Source organism: Enterobacter sp. BNK-13, assembly GCF_048685015.1.
Taxonomy (GTDB): domain Bacteria; phylum Pseudomonadota; class Gammaproteobacteria; order Enterobacterales; family Enterobacteriaceae; genus Enterobacter; species Enterobacter quasiroggenkampii.
In genome coordinates this window covers 4,461,844-4,478,460 of record NZ_JBLQTP010000001.1, presented here as the reverse complement: position 1 = coordinate 4,478,460, position 16,617 = coordinate 4,461,844, and the positions used below count along the sequence as shown (strand labels likewise).

Here is a 16,617-nt window from a genome sequence, read left to right as displayed (position 1 = left end):
AAAGCACCTTTTGTTATCCCATATAACCGGGCCAAACGCGATAAAATGTCGCCACTTTGTCCCCATAAACTTGCGTTAAAACAATGTCCTTTGCCAAAACGTCAGCACTGATTATTAATAAAAAACTCAGCAGCCATTTTTTAATTTTGCTGCTCGTTTCCGTGCTGATTCAGTTATGGCCAGTATTTTTAACACAACCTGCGCGATTCGCAGTGCGCATTGCGATTTGTAATGCGCTCTTACTGGTCTGCGCCGCAGCGATCTATCGCACGCTTCCCGGTAAGATCGTCGCATTTGTTTTAACCGCCCTGCTTACGTTAAATTTTGCGGTTGCTTACAGCACATGGAGTGTCTACCAGAGCGAATTTAACACCGTATTTGCGATGAGTATTCTCGGCACTCACGTAGCCGAAGCGAAAAGCATGTCAGGTTTATACCTGCACTGTTTACCAGCCGCGGTTGCTTACTTTGTTGTCACCTGGTACGCAATCAAATCGACGAGCGAGCATGTTTCTTCCCGTGTGAGAACTGTCGGCTTCGTTCTGCTTGCCGTTTATTTGGGCTGGTATTCAACGGCGAACTGGCTGAAAAAACGCCACGACCTTGAAGTTTATTATCCGCTAAGCTCGCGGATTTTAACCAATACGCCGTTTTACACCGGTGCAGAGTTCATTATTGCCCATCGCGATAACGCGCTGGCGGAGAAAATTAGCCAGCACAGCGTCAATTATCCTGCATTGCAATATCATGATACGGGCATCGAAAACTATGTTGTTATCGTGGGTGAATCCGCACGTCGCAGCAATATGAAGCTCTACGGTTTTCACCAGGATACCACGCCTGTAGAATCCAGGCTGGCGAAGGACGCCCTCATCTTTAGCAATGCTATTGCCCCAGCGTCAGCCACCGTGCTTTCCGTGCCGATGATTTTAAGCAAAGCTGATCCAGACCACTTCACCACCGATAAGCTTGCTGACAATATCGTTAGCGTCGCTAAAAAAACGGGCTATCACACCGAGTGGATTAGCGCCCAGGGTAACACAGGCAAGAGCAATAACTACATTGTGGCCATTGCCTCTATCAGCCATAAAGCCCAGTGGATTGATACCCGTTATGACACCGAGCTTTTACCGGCCCTGGATGAAGCGCTTAAAGCCCCCGGCAAGAAGTTAATTTTCCTGCATATCAACGGCAGCCATGAGATGGCCTGCGATCGGTATCCGGCATCAGCGAATATTCTGCATACCGGCAACAAATATGAAGATTGCTACAATAACGCGATTCTGTTTACCGACTACTTCATTGGCGAAGTGGCTAAACGTCTGCAGGGCAGCGCATCCTCTCTGCTCTATTTTTCAGACCATGGGCTGGAAAAAAACCCGCAACTGAATTCCATCTATATGCATGGCTCACGCAACCCAAGCAAAGAGGCTTACCAGGTCCCCCAATTTATCTGGTATAGCCAGCAAGCCCTGACTGCCCAAAAAAGAGCGGTGGGGTGGGTACATGAAGCGTGGCCCACAGCAAGCAATTATGAGTTGATGTTAACGTGGCTTGGAATCACAACGGGTGTTGATCAATGCGGCTCGGTGCTTGCACCGTGCTATCAGGCTCCTACACTGATCCCGGTAATTGATGGCGGCCGCCACATCTATGACTACGATCAGCTTCGCGAAACCTTCAGTTCACCAGACAGACATACCCCCTGGCGCAAAGCTAAAGCAAGCTCGCTCTAAAATCCGGGCAGACCCTGCTTGCCTAGCCAGGAAGCCAGGCCGGCAACGCCAGGGTCATGGATGAATGCAACAATTTGTCGCGCCTTCTTCTCTCCCGTTCCCGGCAGGCTCTGCCAGTCTTTTGCGTTACGTCCGCTCAACGTTTGCCACGTTACGTCCCCCATCGCCTTCAGCGAAGCCTGTGTCAGCGGAACACCCAGTGCCATGAGCCAGCGGATAAAAGGCTTCTCGCGCACCAGATTAAATCGATGCCAGAGCGCCAGCCCGCGCGCGGAGGAAAATCCAGGCGTAGCCTGCATTTGCGCCTGCGTTAATAACAGCCACGAAAAGAGATGTTCAAAATGATGCGCCTGCCAGAGGGTCCGCCAGCCTGACTCGCCTAATCCTTCAATATCAAATACCTGCTTTGAGCTGAGCCATGCCAGTCGGGCAAAGAACTGCTCCATACATTCCGGCGAAGCATAGAAACAGCTAAGCGCATGATACCGTGAGGCGGGAGGCTCAGGTTTATGTCTGTCCATCCCGCGCCAGACCACCTTATCAAACCGGGGAATACCCTGCCCGGCCAGGCAGACCTGGATCTGATCCCCCGGGGCAATATCCAGCCGCTGCCAGCGCTCAACTGAGCCCAGACTCACCCGCTGCACCTGTTTATCATCCAGTTGCACGGGTTCCAGCGCGGCTACAACGGACATTTTGCCCGTTCGCCCCACGGAAAAATGAATATCACTCACCTCGGCCACCTGGGCTGCTGGCATATATTTCCACGCAACCACCCAGTTGCCTTCGCCCGGCAACCAGCCTTCCCCCGCAGGCGCATCCTCCGACCGCACCACAATGCCATCCGTGGCAAAGGGTAATGCAGCTACGTGCCAGGCCACGCGTTGTTTCTCGACGGCGTCAACAGATTCGGCGGGTAGCGTATACCGTGCCGACAGCGTAAAACCGGCCTGAGACAGTTCAGCTAAAGATGTCTGCATATTTTTCGGCCCATCCGGCCAAGCCCAGATGAATACGCCAAGCTTATTCAATAGCGCGTTATCCTTTTGGCGCATCATCGCACCTGCCACCTTTGCGCGAGCGTTCATCCCACCCATCTGCCGCTGAATGTGATTGTCGCTTAGCCAGAAAAGCTCGCCCTGTAAGACGCTGTTCGCCAGCTTGCCGGTGAGCTTTTGCGGAACAGACGGGATTAAACGTACCTTCCCGGTCCAGTCCTCCCCTTTCAGGCCATCACCGCGACTGATGGCCTGGATTAACTTTCCGTCACGGTAGACCAGCGTTACCGCCACACCGTCAACTTTGGGCTGCATCCACAGATGTTGCCGCGCACGCATCCATTGTTTCAGCTCCTCTTTGCTGGCCACCTTATGTACGCCCGTATGGGCAACAGGATGTTTGACGCTCCCGGCCAGCGGAGGAAGTTTCTCTCCTGAGAGTTCAGTGCCAAAACAGCGCTGCCACTGCGTTAACCGCCCGTTAAGCTGATCGTAAACCTCGTCGTTAACTTCGCTCACGCCCTGCTTCCAGTAAGCATCATCCCAGCGTTTGATTTGCGCGCTTAATGACGCCATCTCTTTCTCTGCTTTTGCCTGCGACCAGACCGGACATACCGCCGCGCCATAGCCACACCACAACAGCATTAACCCGCTTATCCATCGCCACATCGCTACCCCTCCTTTGCGTTGCAGGAGGTATACCTTGATGTCTGAAACAACGCTAACGGCAACGGTTCACATTGCGAGACGCTATCCAGTATTTCCTGGGGTTGCTGAAAACCACGGATAAAACCTGAAAACGGCACGCAAAATTCAATAATCCAGGGGAAAAAGTGTGACAAAGGCTACGTCACACGACAGTGACGTGTATAATAAGCCCGTATGTAGGACTTCTTCGTTAACACATACAAAAGACTCTCATGGCTCAAGGCACGCTTTATATTGTTTCTGCCCCTAGTGGCGCGGGTAAATCCAGCCTTATTCAGGCACTGTTAAAAACCCAACCGTTGTACGACACACAGGTTTCTGTTTCTCACACCACGCGAGCGCCGCGTCCGGGTGAAGTGCACGGTGAACACTATTTCTTTGTGGATCACGACGAGTTCAGAGCGATGATCGGCAGAGACGCGTTTCTTGAACACGCGGAAGTATTCGGTAATTACTACGGTACCTCGCGTGAAACCATTGAGCAGGTTCTGGCCACGGGCGTGAATGTGTTCCTGGATATCGACTGGCAGGGTGCACAGCAAATTCGCAAGAAAATGCCTGACTCGCGCAGTATCTTTATTTTACCGCCATCGAAAGATGAGCTGGATCGCCGCCTGCGTGGCCGCGGTCAGGACAGCGAAGAAGTCATCGCAAAGCGTATGGAACAGGCTGTTGCAGAAATGAGCCATTACGCGGAATATGATTACCTTATTGTGAATGATGATTTTGATGCCGCGCTGAGCGATCTCAAAACCATTCTTCGTGCAGAACGTCTGCGTATGAGCCGCCAGAAGCAGCGACATGACGCATTAATCACCAAACTGTTGGCAGACTGAACCCACTTTCAGTATCATGCCCAGTCATTTCTTCACCTGTGGAGCATTTTAAGTATGGCACGCGTAACTGTTCAGGACGCTGTAGAGAAAATTGGTAACCGTTTTGACCTGGTGCTGGTCGCCGCGCGTCGCGCTCGTCAGATGCAGGTAGGCGGTAAAGATCCGCTGGTACCGGAAGAAAACGATAAAACCACCGTTATTGCACTTCGCGAAATCGAAGAAGGTCTGATCAACAACCAGATCCTCGACGTGCGTGAGCGCCAGGAGCAGCAAGAGCAGGAAGCCGCAGAACTGCAGGCCGTAACCGCTATTGCTGAAGGTCGTCGTTAATTAAACCTGCGGGTCGCCCTTGTATCTGTTTGAAAGCCTGAATCAACTGATTCAAACCTACCTGCCTGAAGACCAGATTAAGCGTCTTCAGCAGGCGTATCTCGTTGCACGTGACGCTCACGAGGGCCAGACACGTTCAAGCGGTGAACCCTACATCACGCACCCGGTAGCGGTGGCCTGTATTCTGGCCGAGATGAAACTCGACTACGAAACGCTGATGGCCGCGTTGCTGCACGACGTGATTGAAGATACCCCTGCCACTTACCAGGACATGGAACAGCTGTTTGGCAAAAGCGTTGCCGAACTGGTGGAAGGGGTCTCTAAGCTTGATAAGCTGAATTTCCGCGACAAGAAAGAGGCGCAAGCCGAAAACTTCCGCAAGATGATTATGGCGATGGTGCAGGATATCCGCGTCATTCTCATCAAACTCGCTGACCGTACCCACAACATGCGCACGCTGGGCTCACTTCGCCCGGATAAACGTCGCCGCATTGCCCGTGAAACCCTCGAAATCTACAGTCCGCTGGCACACCGTTTAGGTATTCACCACATTAAAACCGAGCTGGAAGAGCTGGGTTTTGAAGCGTTGTACCCGAACCGCTATCGCGTGATTAAAGAGGTGGTGAAAGCCGCACGCGGCAACCGTAAAGAGATGATTCAAAAGATCCTCTCTGAAATCGAAGGGCGTTTGCAGGAAGCGGGGATCCCGTGCCGCGTCAGCGGTCGCGAAAAACACCTGTACTCCATCTACTGCAAAATGGTGCTCAAAGAGCAACGTTTTCACTCGATCATGGATATCTACGCCTTCCGCGTCATTGTCCACGATTCAGATACCTGTTATCGCGTGCTGGGGCAGATGCACAGCCTCTATAAACCGCGTCCAGGGCGGATGAAAGATTACATCGCCATTCCAAAAGCGAACGGCTATCAATCTTTGCACACCTCGATGATCGGGCCGCACGGCGTGCCTGTTGAGGTGCAAATTCGTACCGAAGACATGGACCAGATGGCAGAGATGGGTGTGGCCGCGCACTGGGCCTATAAAGAGCACGGTGGCGAAAGCAGCACGACCGCACAAATCCGCGCCCAGCGCTGGATGCAGAGCCTGCTGGAACTTCAGCAGAGTGCGGGTAGCTCGTTTGAATTTATCGAGAGCGTGAAATCCGATCTCTTCCCGGATGAGATTTACGTTTTCACCCCAGAAGGCCGCATTGTCGAACTGCCTGCGGGCGCAACACCGGTCGACTTCGCTTACGCCGTGCATACCGATATCGGCCATGCCTGCGTGGGCGCGCGCGTCGACAGACAGCCTTACCCGCTGTCTCAGCCGCTCTCCAGCGGCCAGACGGTGGAAATCATTACCGCGCCGGGCGCACGTCCGAACGCGGCCTGGCTGAACTTTGTCGTGAGTTCTAAAGCACGCGCCAAAATTCGCCAGCTGCTGAAAAACCTCAAGCGTGATGATTCCGTCAGCCTTGGGCGTCGTCTTCTCAACCACGCGTTGGGCGGCAGTCGCAAGCTGGCTGAAATCCCGCAGGAGAACGTCCAGCGTGAGCTGGAGCGCATGAAGCTCGCGTCGCTTGACGACCTGCTGGCAGAGATCGGCCTCGGCAACGCCATGAGCGTGGTGGTGGCGAAGAACCTGCAGCAAGGCGACACGACAGCCGTGCCTGCAGCTACGCCAGGCCACGGACATCTGCCGATTAAAGGCGCGGACGGGGTGCTGATCACCTTCGCAAAATGTTGCCGTCCAATTCCTGGCGACCCGATTATTGCGCACGTCAGCCCGGGTAAAGGGCTGGTTATCCACCATGAATCCTGTCGTAACATCCGCGGCTACCAGAAAGAGGCCGAGAAGTTTATGGCGGTCGAATGGGATAAAGAGACCGCGCAGGAATTTATCACCGAAATTAAGGTGGATATGTTCAACCATCAGGGTGCCCTGGCGAACCTGACGGCAGCGATCAACACGGCGTCTTCCAATATTCAAAGCCTGAATACGGAAGAAAAAGATGGCCGCGTGTACAGCGCCTTTATTCGTCTGACCGCCCGCGACCGCGTGCATCTGGCAAATATTATGCGCAAGATCCGCGTCATGCCGGACGTGATTAAAGTCACCCGTAACCGAAACTAGCGGCATGAATTCACAACGTTACGCGCGGATATGCGAAATGCTCGCCAGGCGTCAGCCTGACCTGACGGTCTGCATGGAGCAGGTCCATAAACCGCATAACGTCTCTGCTATCGTTCGTACCGCCGATGCCGTCGGTGTGCATGAAGTGCACGCCGTCTGGCCGGGTCACCGAATGCGAACCATGGTCTCTGCCGCGGCAGGCAGTAACAGCTGGGTTTCCGTCAAATCTCACCAGACAATTGGCGAAGCCGTATCGCACTTGAAAGGGCGCGGTATGCAGATCCTTGCCACTAACCTGTCCGCTAAGGCCGTGGATTTCCGCGAGATCGACTACACCCGCCCGACCTGCATTTTGATGGGCCAGGAGAAAACCGGGATCACCCAGGAAGCGCTGGATCTGGCGGATCGGGACATCATCATTCCGATGATTGGCATGGTCCAGTCACTCAACGTCTCCGTGGCCTCCGCGCTCATTCTGTATGAAGCGCAGCGCCAGCGTCAGAACGCCGGCATGTACGAGCGCAGCAACAGCATGCTGCCGGAAGAGGAACAGCAGCGGCTGCTGTTTGAAGGTGGCTATCCGGTGCTGGCTCGCGTTGCGAAGCAGAAAAAATTGCCTTACCCCCACGTCAACGCGCAGGGCGAAATTGAAGCCGATGCCGAGTGGTGGGCCACCATGCAGTACGCCGGGTAACCGATGAAAGGCCGCCTGCTGGATGCTATCCCGCTCAACAGCCTGACGGGCGTGGGCGCGGCGCAAAGCAATAAGCTGGCTAAAATTGGCCTACACACGGTGCAGGATCTCCTGCTTCACCTCCCCCTGCGTTACGAAGACCGCACCCAGCTTTACAAGATTGGCGATCTCCTTCCCGCCATTTACGCCACCGTTGAAGGCGAAGTTCTGAACTGCAACATCACCTTCGGCGGACGCCGGATGATGACCTGTCAGATCAGCGACGGCACCGGCATTCTCACCATGCGATTTTTCAACTTCAGCGCGGCGATGAAAAACAGCCTGGCAACGGGCCGCAGGGTGCTGGCCTATGGCGAAGCCAAACGCGGGAAATATGGCGCAGAGATGATCCACCCGGAGTACCGCGTGCAGGGCGATCTCAGCACGCCAGAGATGCAGGAGACGCTCACCCCGGTTTACCCGACGACCGAAGGCATCAAGCAGGCGACGCTGCGTAAGCTCACCGATCAGGCGCTGGAGCTGCTGGATACCTGCGCCATTACCGAGCTGCTGCCGCCCGAGCTGGCACAGGGCATGATGAGCCTGCCCGAGGCGCTGCGTACCCTGCACCGCCCGCCGCCAACGCTGCAGCTCAGCGACTTAGAAAGCGGCAAACACCCCGCTCAACAGCGTCTTATCCTTGAGGAATTACTGGCCCATAACCTGAGCATGCTGGCGCTGCGCGCCGGCGCGCAGCGTTTCCATGCCCAGCCATTAAGCCCGCGTGATGAGCTCAAAGATAAGCTGCTGGCCTCCCTGCCCTTTAAACCCACCGGCGCACAGGCGCGCGTCACCGCCGAGATTGAACGCGATATGGCGCTCGACGTGCCGATGATGCGCCTGGTGCAGGGCGACGTAGGGTCCGGTAAAACGCTGGTTGCCGCGCTGGCCGCCCTGCGCGCAATTGCCCACGGCAAACAGGTCGCGCTGATGGCACCGACCGAACTGCTGGCGGAACAGCACGCCAACAATTTCCGCGCCTGGTTTGCACCGCTCGGGATTGAAGTCGGCTGGCTTGCCGGAAAGCAAAAAGGGAAAGCGCGCCTTGCGCAACAGGAGGCCATCGCCAGCGGGCAGGTGCAGATGATTGTCGGCACGCACGCTATCTTCCAGGAGCAGGTGCAGTTCAACGGCCTTGCGCTGGTGATTATCGATGAACAGCACCGCTTCGGCGTGCATCAACGTCTGGCGCTGTGGGAAAAGGGACTGCAGCAGGGCTTCCATCCGCATCAGCTGATCATGACCGCCACGCCGATCCCGCGCACCCTGGCGATGACGGCTTACGCCGATCTGGATACCTCCACCATCGACGAACTCCCTCCCGGCCGTACGCCGGTCACAACGGTTGCCATTCCTGACACGCGTCGCAGCGACATCATCGACCGCGTGCGCAACGCCTGCACCCACGAAGGGCGTCAGGCCTACTGGGTCTGTACGCTGATTGAAGAGTCGGAACTGCTGGAAGCGCAGGCTGCCGAAGCCACGTGGGAAGAGCTTAAGCTGGCGCTGCCGGAGCTGAACGTGGGCCTGGTTCACGGACGCATGAAGCCTGCCGAAAAGCAGGCGGTGATGCAGTCGTTTAAGCAGGGCGAGTTGCATTTGCTGGTCGCCACGACGGTGATTGAAGTGGGCGTGGACGTCCCGAACTCCAGCCTGATGATTATCGAAAACCCGGAGCGCCTGGGCCTGGCCCAGCTCCACCAGCTGCGCGGACGCGTTGGCCGTGGCGCGGTAGCGTCCCACTGCGTCCTGCTCTACAAAGCCCCGCTCTCGAAAACCGCCCAGATGCGTTTGCAGGTGCTGCGCGACAGTAACGACGGTTTTGTGATTGCGCAAAAAGACCTTGAGATCCGCGGCCCCGGGGAACTGCTGGGCACGCGTCAGACGGGGAACGCGGAATTCAAAGTCGCGGATTTGCTGCGCGATCAGGCCATGATCCCCGAGGTTCAGCGCCTCGCCCGCCACATTCATGAACGCTACCCCGAACAGGCGGCAGCGTTAATTGAGCGCTGGATGCCGGAAACCGAACGCTATTCCAACGCCTGATTCAGGCAAACATCGGCAGCATCAGGTACAGCTTAATCACCAGCGCGTTGACGATATCAATAAAGAACGCCCCGACCATCGGGACCACCAGAAACGCCATGTGCGAAGGCCCGAAGCGTTCGGTGATCGCCTGCATGTTGGCGATAGCCGTTGGGGTGGCCCCCAGACCAAACCCGCAGTGACCCGCCGCCAGCACCGCCGCATCATAGTTTTTGCCCATCATCCGCCAGGTGACAAACATGGCGTACAGCGCCATAAACAGGGTCTGCACCGCCAGAATCGCCACCATTGGCAGCGCCAGCGAGGCCAGCTCCCACAGCTTGAGGCTCATCAGCGCCATCGCCAGGAACAGCGACAGGCAGACGTTACCGAGCACCGACACCGCCCGTTCAAATACGCGGTAGAAGCCCATCAGCGCCAGACCGTTGCTCAGGATCACCCCGATAAACAGCACGCAGACAAAGGTCGGCAGTTCAAACGCTGAGCCCGCCAGCCATTGCGCAACCACTTTGCCCAAGGTCAGGCAGATGGCGATCATCGCGATGGTTTCAATCAGCACCAGCGAGGTAATGCTGCGCCCGACATCCGGCTTTTCGAATGCTGTCGGCACCAGCTCATCGTCCGGCCTGCCGTCCGGCGTGGTGGAGTGCTTCACCAGATAGCGAGCCACCGGGCCGCCAATCAGGCCACCCAGCACCAGACCAAAGGTCGCGCAGGCCATCGCCACTTCCGTCGCGTTTTCAAACCCGTAGCGCTCGATAAATAACTTGCTCCACGCGGCTCCGGTACCGTGACCGCCTGACAGGGTAATCGACCCTGCCAGCAGCCCCATCAGCGGATCCAGTCCCAGCAGCGACGCCATCCCGATACCAATCGCGTTTTGCATCAGCAGCAGCCCCACCACCACAATCAAAAATACACCGAGCACCTTACCGCCCGCCCGCAGGCTCGCCAGGTTGGCATTCAGGCCGATGGTGGCAAAGAAGGCCAGCATCAGCGGGTCTTTCAGGGACATATCAAAATCGATTTCCCAGCCCATGCTTTTTTTCAGCACCAGCAGGGCCAGCGCCACCAGCAGACCACCGGCGACAGGCTCAGGAATAGTGTATTTCTTCAGAAGGGAAACGCTATGTACCAGCTTACGACCAAGCAGTAAGACCAGCGTTGCGGCAACGAGTGTCGACAGCGTATCGAGATGAATCATAGAAGGCTCCTTTTTTGCGCGTGTTCCCTACACACGCGGCGTTATCCTGGGCCGGTTTGCGCTCTTCATGAGCCCCCGGCGCAAAAAGTGTAATTTTTTTTCCCGATGCGTTGTAGAAAACCTGCTCACAGCGGCAGATTTTCTTGCCTTTTTTTGCTGGCAATCGTTTGCTTTTACCAGGTGGTCAGATAAAATGCCCGCTTTTCCACCGTGGGATTGCCGCCGATGTCCGTTAACACCATAGAGTCGCCTGATGCGCAACCGATTGCGCAGAAGCAAAATAGCGAACTGATTTACCGCCTTGAAGATCGCCCGCCGCTGCCGCAGACGCTTTTCGCCGCCTGCCAGCATCTTCTGGCGATGTTTGTTGCGGTGATCACCCCGGCGCTGCTGATTTGCCAGGCGCTCGGTTTACCGGCGCAGGACACGCAGCACATTATCAGCATGTCTCTTTTCGCCTCCGGCGTGGCCTCGATTATTCAAATTAAAGCGTGGGGTCCGGTGGGGTCGGGATTATTGTCGATTCAGGGCACCAGCTTTAACTTCGTGGCGCCCCTGATCATGGGCGGTACGGCTCTGAAAACCGGCGGCGCGGATGTCCCGACCATGATGGCGGCCCTGTTCGGCACGCTGATGCTGGCCAGCTGTACGGAGATGGTGATCTCCCGCGTTCTGCATCTGGCTCGCCGCGTTATCACCCCGCTGGTTTCCGGCGTCGTCGTGATGATTATCGGCCTGTCGCTGATTCAGGTGGGCCTTACCTCCATCGGTGGCGGCTATGCCGCGATGAGCGACCACACCTTCGGCGCGCCGAAAAACCTGCTACTGGCAGGCGTCGTGCTGGCCATCATTATTCTGCTTAACCGTCAGCGTAACCCTTACCTGCGCGTCGCCTCGCTGGTGATCGCCATGGCGGCGGGTTACCTGCTGGCCTGGGCGCTGGGTATGCTGCCGGAAAACACCGCGCCGACCAACAGCGCGCTGATCACCGTCCCCACGCCGCTGTACTACGGTCTGGGCATTGACTGGGGCCTGCTCCTGCCGCTGATGCTGGTCTTTATGATCACCTCTCTGGAGACCATCGGCGACATCACCGCCACCTCCGACGTCTCCGAGCAGCCCGTTTCCGGTCCGCTGTACATGAAGCGCCTGAAAGGAGGCGTGCTGGCGAACGGCCTCAACTCGTTTGTCTCTGCGGTCTTCAACACCTTCCCGAACTCCTGCTTCGGTCAGAACAACGGCGTGATCCAGCTGACCGGCGTGGCCAGCCGCTACGTCGGCTTCGTGGTGGCGCTGATGCTGATCGTCCTCGGCCTGTTCCCGGCGGTGAGCGGCTTTGTGCAGCACATCCCTGAGCCGGTGCTGGGCGGTGCAACGCTGGTGATGTTCGGGACGATCGCGGCCTCCGGCGTGCGTATCGTCTCCCGCGAGCCGCTGAACCGCCGCGCGATCATGATTATCGCGCTGTCGCTGGCCGTCGGTCTGGGCGTTTCTCAGCAGCCGCTGATCCTGCAGTTTGCCCCGGACTGGGTGAAAAACCTGCTCTCTTCCGGCATTGCCGCAGGCGGTATCACCGCTATCGTGCTGAACCTCGTTTTCCCGCCTGAGAAAAACTGATTTCTCTCACGGCAGGCAGTCAATGCCTGCCGTGACATCTAATTACACCATTCCCGCCTTGAGGATTGCGCATAAATCGTGCATAACTCCCTTATGTGCGTTTTGCGGGATGGAAGACCATGAAATTTATTGGAAAGCTACTCGTCTATCTTCTGGTAGCCCTGCTCATTGTGATGCTGGCGCTCTATATTCTGCTCCAGACCCGCTGGGGTGCGGCTCAGGTCAGCAGCTGGGTTACGGTGAATACCGACTACGAACTCAGTTTCGACAAGATGAATCACCGCTTTTCGTCGCCTTCCCACCTCATTCTGGAAAACGTCACCTTCGGTCGGGACGGAAAACCCGCCACCCTGGTTGCCAAAAAAGTGGATATCGGCCTGAGTAGCCGCCAGATAACCGATCCGCTGCACGTGGACACCATCGCCCTGTTCGACGGCACGCTGAATCTCTCCCCGCAGACCGCGCCGCTGCCTTTCCAGGCCGATCGTCTGCAGTTGAACAACATGGCGTTCAACAGCCCGAATACCGAATGGGATCTGAGCGCGCAGAAGGTGACGGGCGGCGTCAGCCCATGGCAGCCGGAAGCGGGCAACGTGCTGGGTAATCACGCGCAGATCCAGATGAGCGCAGGCTCGCTGACTCTGAACGGCGTACCGGCCACCAACGTGCTGATCGAGGGCCAGCTTAACGGCAAGGAGGTGGTGCTGAACACGATTGGTGCCGATATGGCCCGCGGCTCACTCACCGGCTCCGCTCTGCGCAACGCCGACGGGAGCTGGATTATCGACACCATGCGCCTGAACGAAATCCGCCTGCAGAGCGATAAAACGCTGACCGCGTTCTTCGCGCCGCTGGCCACTATCCCCTCTCTGCAGATTGGTCGTCTGGACGTGACCGACGCCCGGCTTCAGGGCCCGGACTGGGCGGTGACCGATCTCGATTTAAGCCTGCGCAACCTGACGCTAAGCAAAGGCGACTGGCAGAGCCAGGAGGGCCGTCTGTCGATGAACGCCAGCGAGTTTATCTACGGCTCCCTGCATCTGTTTGACCCGATCCTGAATGCGGAGTTTTCCCCGCAGGGTATGGCGCTGCGTCAGTTCACCTCCCGCTGGGAAGGCGGTATGGTGCGCACCTCCGGCAACTGGCTGCGCGACGGTAAAGCGCTGGTGCTGGACGATGTCGCCATCGCCGGGCTGGAGTACACCCTGCCGCAGAACTGGAAAACGCTGTGGATGGCGCCTCTACCGGAATGGCTGAACAGCGTCACGCTGCAAAAATTCGGCCTGAGCCGCAACCTGGTGATCGACATCGATCCTGCCTTCCCGTGGCAGATCACTTCTCTGGATGGCTATGGCGCAAACCTGCAGCTGGTGAAAGATCGCCAGTGGGGCGTCTGGGGCGGCAGCGCGACCCTGAACGGCGCGGCGGCAACCTTTAACCGCGTCGACGTACGTCGTCCGTCGCTGGCGCTGAATGCCAACGCCGCCACGGTGAATATTACCGACCTCAGCGCGTTTACCGAAAAAGGCATTCTGGAAGCCACGGCGACCGTTTCACAACTCCCGCAGCGGCAGACCGCGGTGAGCCTGAACGGGCGCGGCGTACCGCTCAATGTGCTGCAGCAGTGGGGCTGGCCTGCGCTGCCGATTGCAGGCGACGGCAATATTCAGCTCACCGCCAGCGGCAGCGTGCAGGCCAGTGCGCCGCTGAAGCCAACGGTGAATGGGAAGCTGAGCGCGGTGAATATGGATAAGCAGCAGGTAGAGCAGACGATGACGGGCGGCGTGGTGTCGGCGATGGCGCCGGCACAGTAAAAAGCCGGGTGGCGGCTTCGCCTTACCCGGCCTACGAGGTTTTGGTTCCCTCTCCCTGTGGGAGAGGGTCAGGGTGAGGGCATCAGACCGCATAATTACCGTAGGCCCGGTAAGCGAAGCGCCACCGGGCATTTTCCACCTCAGAACTGAACCACCACCTCATTCCCTTCGGCTTTCACCACCACGCCCCACTCGCTGCCCGCCTGCGAACCACCCTTCACGCCGCTCACCGTCTGCACGTTGCGCAAACACACCGACCAGTTTTGCGCGTCTCCCGCGCCGGTAAAGGTCACGATGTCGCCCTGACGCGATGCCTTCAGAGTAAACGCCACCGCGCCGTTCGCCGAAGGCACTTCGCTCACTGCCGTTGCGCCATCATCCAGGTTAAACAGCTGGAAGGCCGTCCCCTCGTGCCACGCGTAGTCGGGTTTCTGGTTATTATTGCCCAGCGCCAGCAGCGTGTTGTCGCGCACGTAGACCGGCAGGCTCATGAAATCGTGCTGCTGCTTATGCCAGCGGCTGCCCTGGATTTCGTCGTTGTGCCACAGGTGCGTCCAGCGCCCTTCCGGCAGGTAGAACTGCACGTCGCCCGCCTCGGAGAACACCGGCGCCACCATTAACGAATCCCCCAGCATGTACTGACGGTCGAGGTAATCGCACGCCGGATCGTCCGGGAACTCCAGCATCATCGCCCGCAGCATCGGCGTGCCGAACTCGCGGGCCAGCGTCGCCTGACGGTAAAGATACGGCATCAGCTGGCACTTCAGCTGCGTGAAGTGGCGCACCACGTCGCAGGACTCGTCATCGTACGCCCACGGCACGCGGTAGGATTTGCTGCCGTGCAGGCGGCTGTGGCTGGAGAACAGCCCGAACGCGCACCAGCGCTTGTAGACGTGCGCCGGGGCGGTGTTTTCGAACCCGCCGATATCGTGGCTCCAGAAACCGAAGCCGGACAGGCCAATCGACAGCCCGCCGCGCAGGCTTTCCGCCATTGATTCATAGTTGGCGTAGCAGTCACCACCCCAGTGCACCGGGAACTGCTGTGCCCCCACAGACGCGGAGCGGGCAAACAGCACCGCCTCTTCTTCCCCCACCGTCTCTTTCAGCACGTTCCACACCAGTTCGTTGTAGATGTAGGCGTAATGGTTGTGCATCTTCTGCGGATCGGACCCGTCGAACCACTGCACGTCCGTCGGAATACGCTCGCCGAAGTCGGTTTTGAAGCAGTCGACGCCGATATCCACCAGGCCTTTCAACTTGTCGGCATACCACCGGCACGCGTCCGGGTTGGTGAAGTCGTAAATCGCCAGCCCCGGCTGCCATTTGTCCCACTGCCACAGGGAGCCGTCCGGGCGCTTGAGCAGGTAGCCCTTCGCTTTCAGCTCCTGGAAGATCGGCGACTTCTGGCCAATGTACGGGTTAATCCACACGCAGACCTTCAGCCCTTTCTCCTTCAGGCGGCGGATCATTCCTTCAGGGTCCGGGAAAGTCACCGGATCCCACTCGAAGTCACACCACTGGAAGGCCTTCATCCAGAAGCAGTCGAAGTGAAAGACGTGCAGCGGCAGGTCGCGCTCGGCCATACCGTCGATAAAGCTGTTCACCGTCGCTTCGTCGTAATTGGTCGTGAACGAGGTGGTGAGCCACAGGCCGAACGACCAGGCAGGCGGCAGCGCCGGACGCCCGGTGAAGCGGGTATAGCGGTTCAGCACCTCTTTTGGCGTCGGGCCGTCGATCACGAAGTACTCAAGATATTCCCCTTCCACGCTGAACTGCACCTTAGAGACTTTCTCAGATCCCACTTCGAACGAGACATTTTCAGGATGATTCACCAGCACGCCGTAGCCGCGGTTGGTCAGGTAGAACGGGATATTTTTATAGGACTGCTCGGTGCTGGTGCCGCCGTCGCGGTTCCAGGTCTCGACCATCTGGCCGTTGCGCACCAGCGCGGTGAAGCGCTCGCCCAGACCATAGACCGTTTCCCCCACGCCCAGATCCAGACGCTCAAAAACGTAATTGCGGTGGGTATTGCTGTCCTGCACGTAGCCGTTATTTTTCAGCTGGCTGCCGGTAATGCGCTGGCCGTTGCGCAGGAAGTCCAGCGCCCAGAACTCGCCTTTGGTGACGCGAACGCTGACGCTGCCGCTTTTCAGCTCGGCAAATTCGGCGTTGTTTTCGATCTCAACCTTCACGTCTTTCAGGACGTTCAGCGGATAATGTGGACCATTGTTCAGTGCGCCCTGGAAGTGCTCGATACGCACCCCGACAATCCCTTCCTGTGGAGCAAACAGGCGCACCGTGAACATCAACGTGTCGAGCTGCCAGGTGCGTTCGCGCACGTCACGCGGCGCCACATACACCACCAGGTCATTCCCCTGCTGCTCCACGTCGAACACCTGAACCGGATAGGTCACATTCAGGCCCGGTTGAATAAGCCAGTTTCCATCACTGATTTTCATGC

The 16,617-nt window shown here is 57.6% G+C and carries 11 protein-coding genes; 8 read left to right on the top strand and 3 right to left on the bottom strand.

From position 1 onward, the window contains the following. The first annotated feature begins 83 nt into the window (after positions 1-83). Positions 84-1,736, top strand: a complete 1,653-nt coding sequence (locus ACMGGQ_RS21625; protein ID WP_262779051.1) for a phosphoethanolamine transferase — start codon at positions 84-86, stop codon at positions 1,734-1,736. On the opposite strand, the gene ligB is transcribed toward ACMGGQ_RS21625, so the two are convergent. Then, positions 1,733-3,403 (bottom strand): NAD-dependent DNA ligase LigB, encoded by a 1,671-nt coding sequence (gene ligB / locus ACMGGQ_RS21620; RefSeq protein ID WP_420290495.1) that lies wholly within the window; start codon positions 3,401-3,403, stop codon positions 1,733-1,735. The two genes, ACMGGQ_RS21625 and ligB, sit on opposite strands and share 4 nt — an antisense overlap. 251 nt (positions 3,404-3,654) lie before the next feature. Between ligB and gmk the strand changes: the two genes are divergently transcribed. The 5 genes from gmk to recG are packed head-to-tail and all read left to right on the top strand — an operon-like array spanning position 3,655 to position 9,521. After that, complete coding sequence (gene gmk / locus ACMGGQ_RS21615) at positions 3,655-4,278, top strand: guanylate kinase (RefSeq protein ID WP_010426438.1); 624 nt, start codon at positions 3,655-3,657, stop codon at positions 4,276-4,278. A gap of 54 nt (positions 4,279-4,332) precedes the next feature. Next, positions 4,333-4,608, top strand: a complete 276-nt coding sequence (rpoZ, locus tag ACMGGQ_RS21610) for a DNA-directed RNA polymerase subunit omega (protein ID WP_000135058.1) — start codon at positions 4,333-4,335, stop codon at positions 4,606-4,608. Positions 4,609-4,627: 19 nt separating this feature from the next. Then, positions 4,628-6,742 carry a bifunctional GTP diphosphokinase/guanosine-3',5'-bis pyrophosphate 3'-pyrophosphohydrolase gene (gene spoT, locus ACMGGQ_RS21605; protein WP_045907920.1) on the top strand — a complete coding sequence of 705 codons (2,115 nt, stop codon included), beginning with the start codon at positions 4,628-4,630 and terminating at the stop codon, positions 6,740-6,742. 4 nt (positions 6,743-6,746) lie between these two features. Beyond that, positions 6,747-7,436, top strand: a complete 690-nt coding sequence (gene trmH, locus ACMGGQ_RS21600) for a tRNA (guanosine(18)-2'-O)-methyltransferase TrmH (protein ID WP_048028145.1) — start codon at positions 6,747-6,749, stop codon at positions 7,434-7,436. A 3-nt stretch (positions 7,437-7,439) separates the two neighbouring features. Next, entirely contained in the window at positions 7,440-9,521 is a 2,082-nt protein-coding gene (gene recG / locus ACMGGQ_RS21595; RefSeq protein ID WP_048028147.1) for an ATP-dependent DNA helicase RecG, read from the top strand. Position 9,522: 1 nt separating this feature from the next. On the opposite strand, the gene gltS is transcribed toward recG, so the two are convergent. Further along, positions 9,523-10,725: a sodium/glutamate symporter gene (gene gltS, locus ACMGGQ_RS21590; RefSeq protein WP_420290494.1), complete on the bottom strand. Its 1,203-nt coding sequence runs from the start codon at positions 10,723-10,725 to the stop codon at positions 9,523-9,525. A gap of 225 nt (positions 10,726-10,950) precedes the next feature. Here gltS and xanP point away from each other — a divergent pair, with 225 nt between their 5' ends. Together xanP and ACMGGQ_RS21580 are read left to right on the top strand one after the other, a co-directional pair. Then, positions 10,951-12,342 (top strand): xanthine/proton symporter XanP, encoded by a 1,392-nt coding sequence (gene xanP / locus ACMGGQ_RS21585; RefSeq protein WP_014881972.1) that lies wholly within the window; start codon positions 10,951-10,953, stop codon positions 12,340-12,342. A 119-nt stretch (positions 12,343-12,461) separates the two neighbouring features. Then, positions 12,462-14,156: an AsmA family protein gene (locus tag ACMGGQ_RS21580; protein ID WP_262805902.1), complete on the top strand. Its 1,695-nt coding sequence runs from the start codon at positions 12,462-12,464 to the stop codon at positions 14,154-14,156. 140 nt (positions 14,157-14,296) lie between these two features. On the opposite strand, the gene yicI is transcribed toward ACMGGQ_RS21580, so the two are convergent. Continuing rightward, positions 14,297-16,615 (bottom strand): alpha-xylosidase, encoded by a 2,319-nt coding sequence (gene yicI / locus ACMGGQ_RS21575; RefSeq protein WP_420290493.1) that lies wholly within the window; start codon positions 16,613-16,615, stop codon positions 14,297-14,299. Between the last annotated feature and the right edge of the window lie 2 nt (positions 16,616-16,617).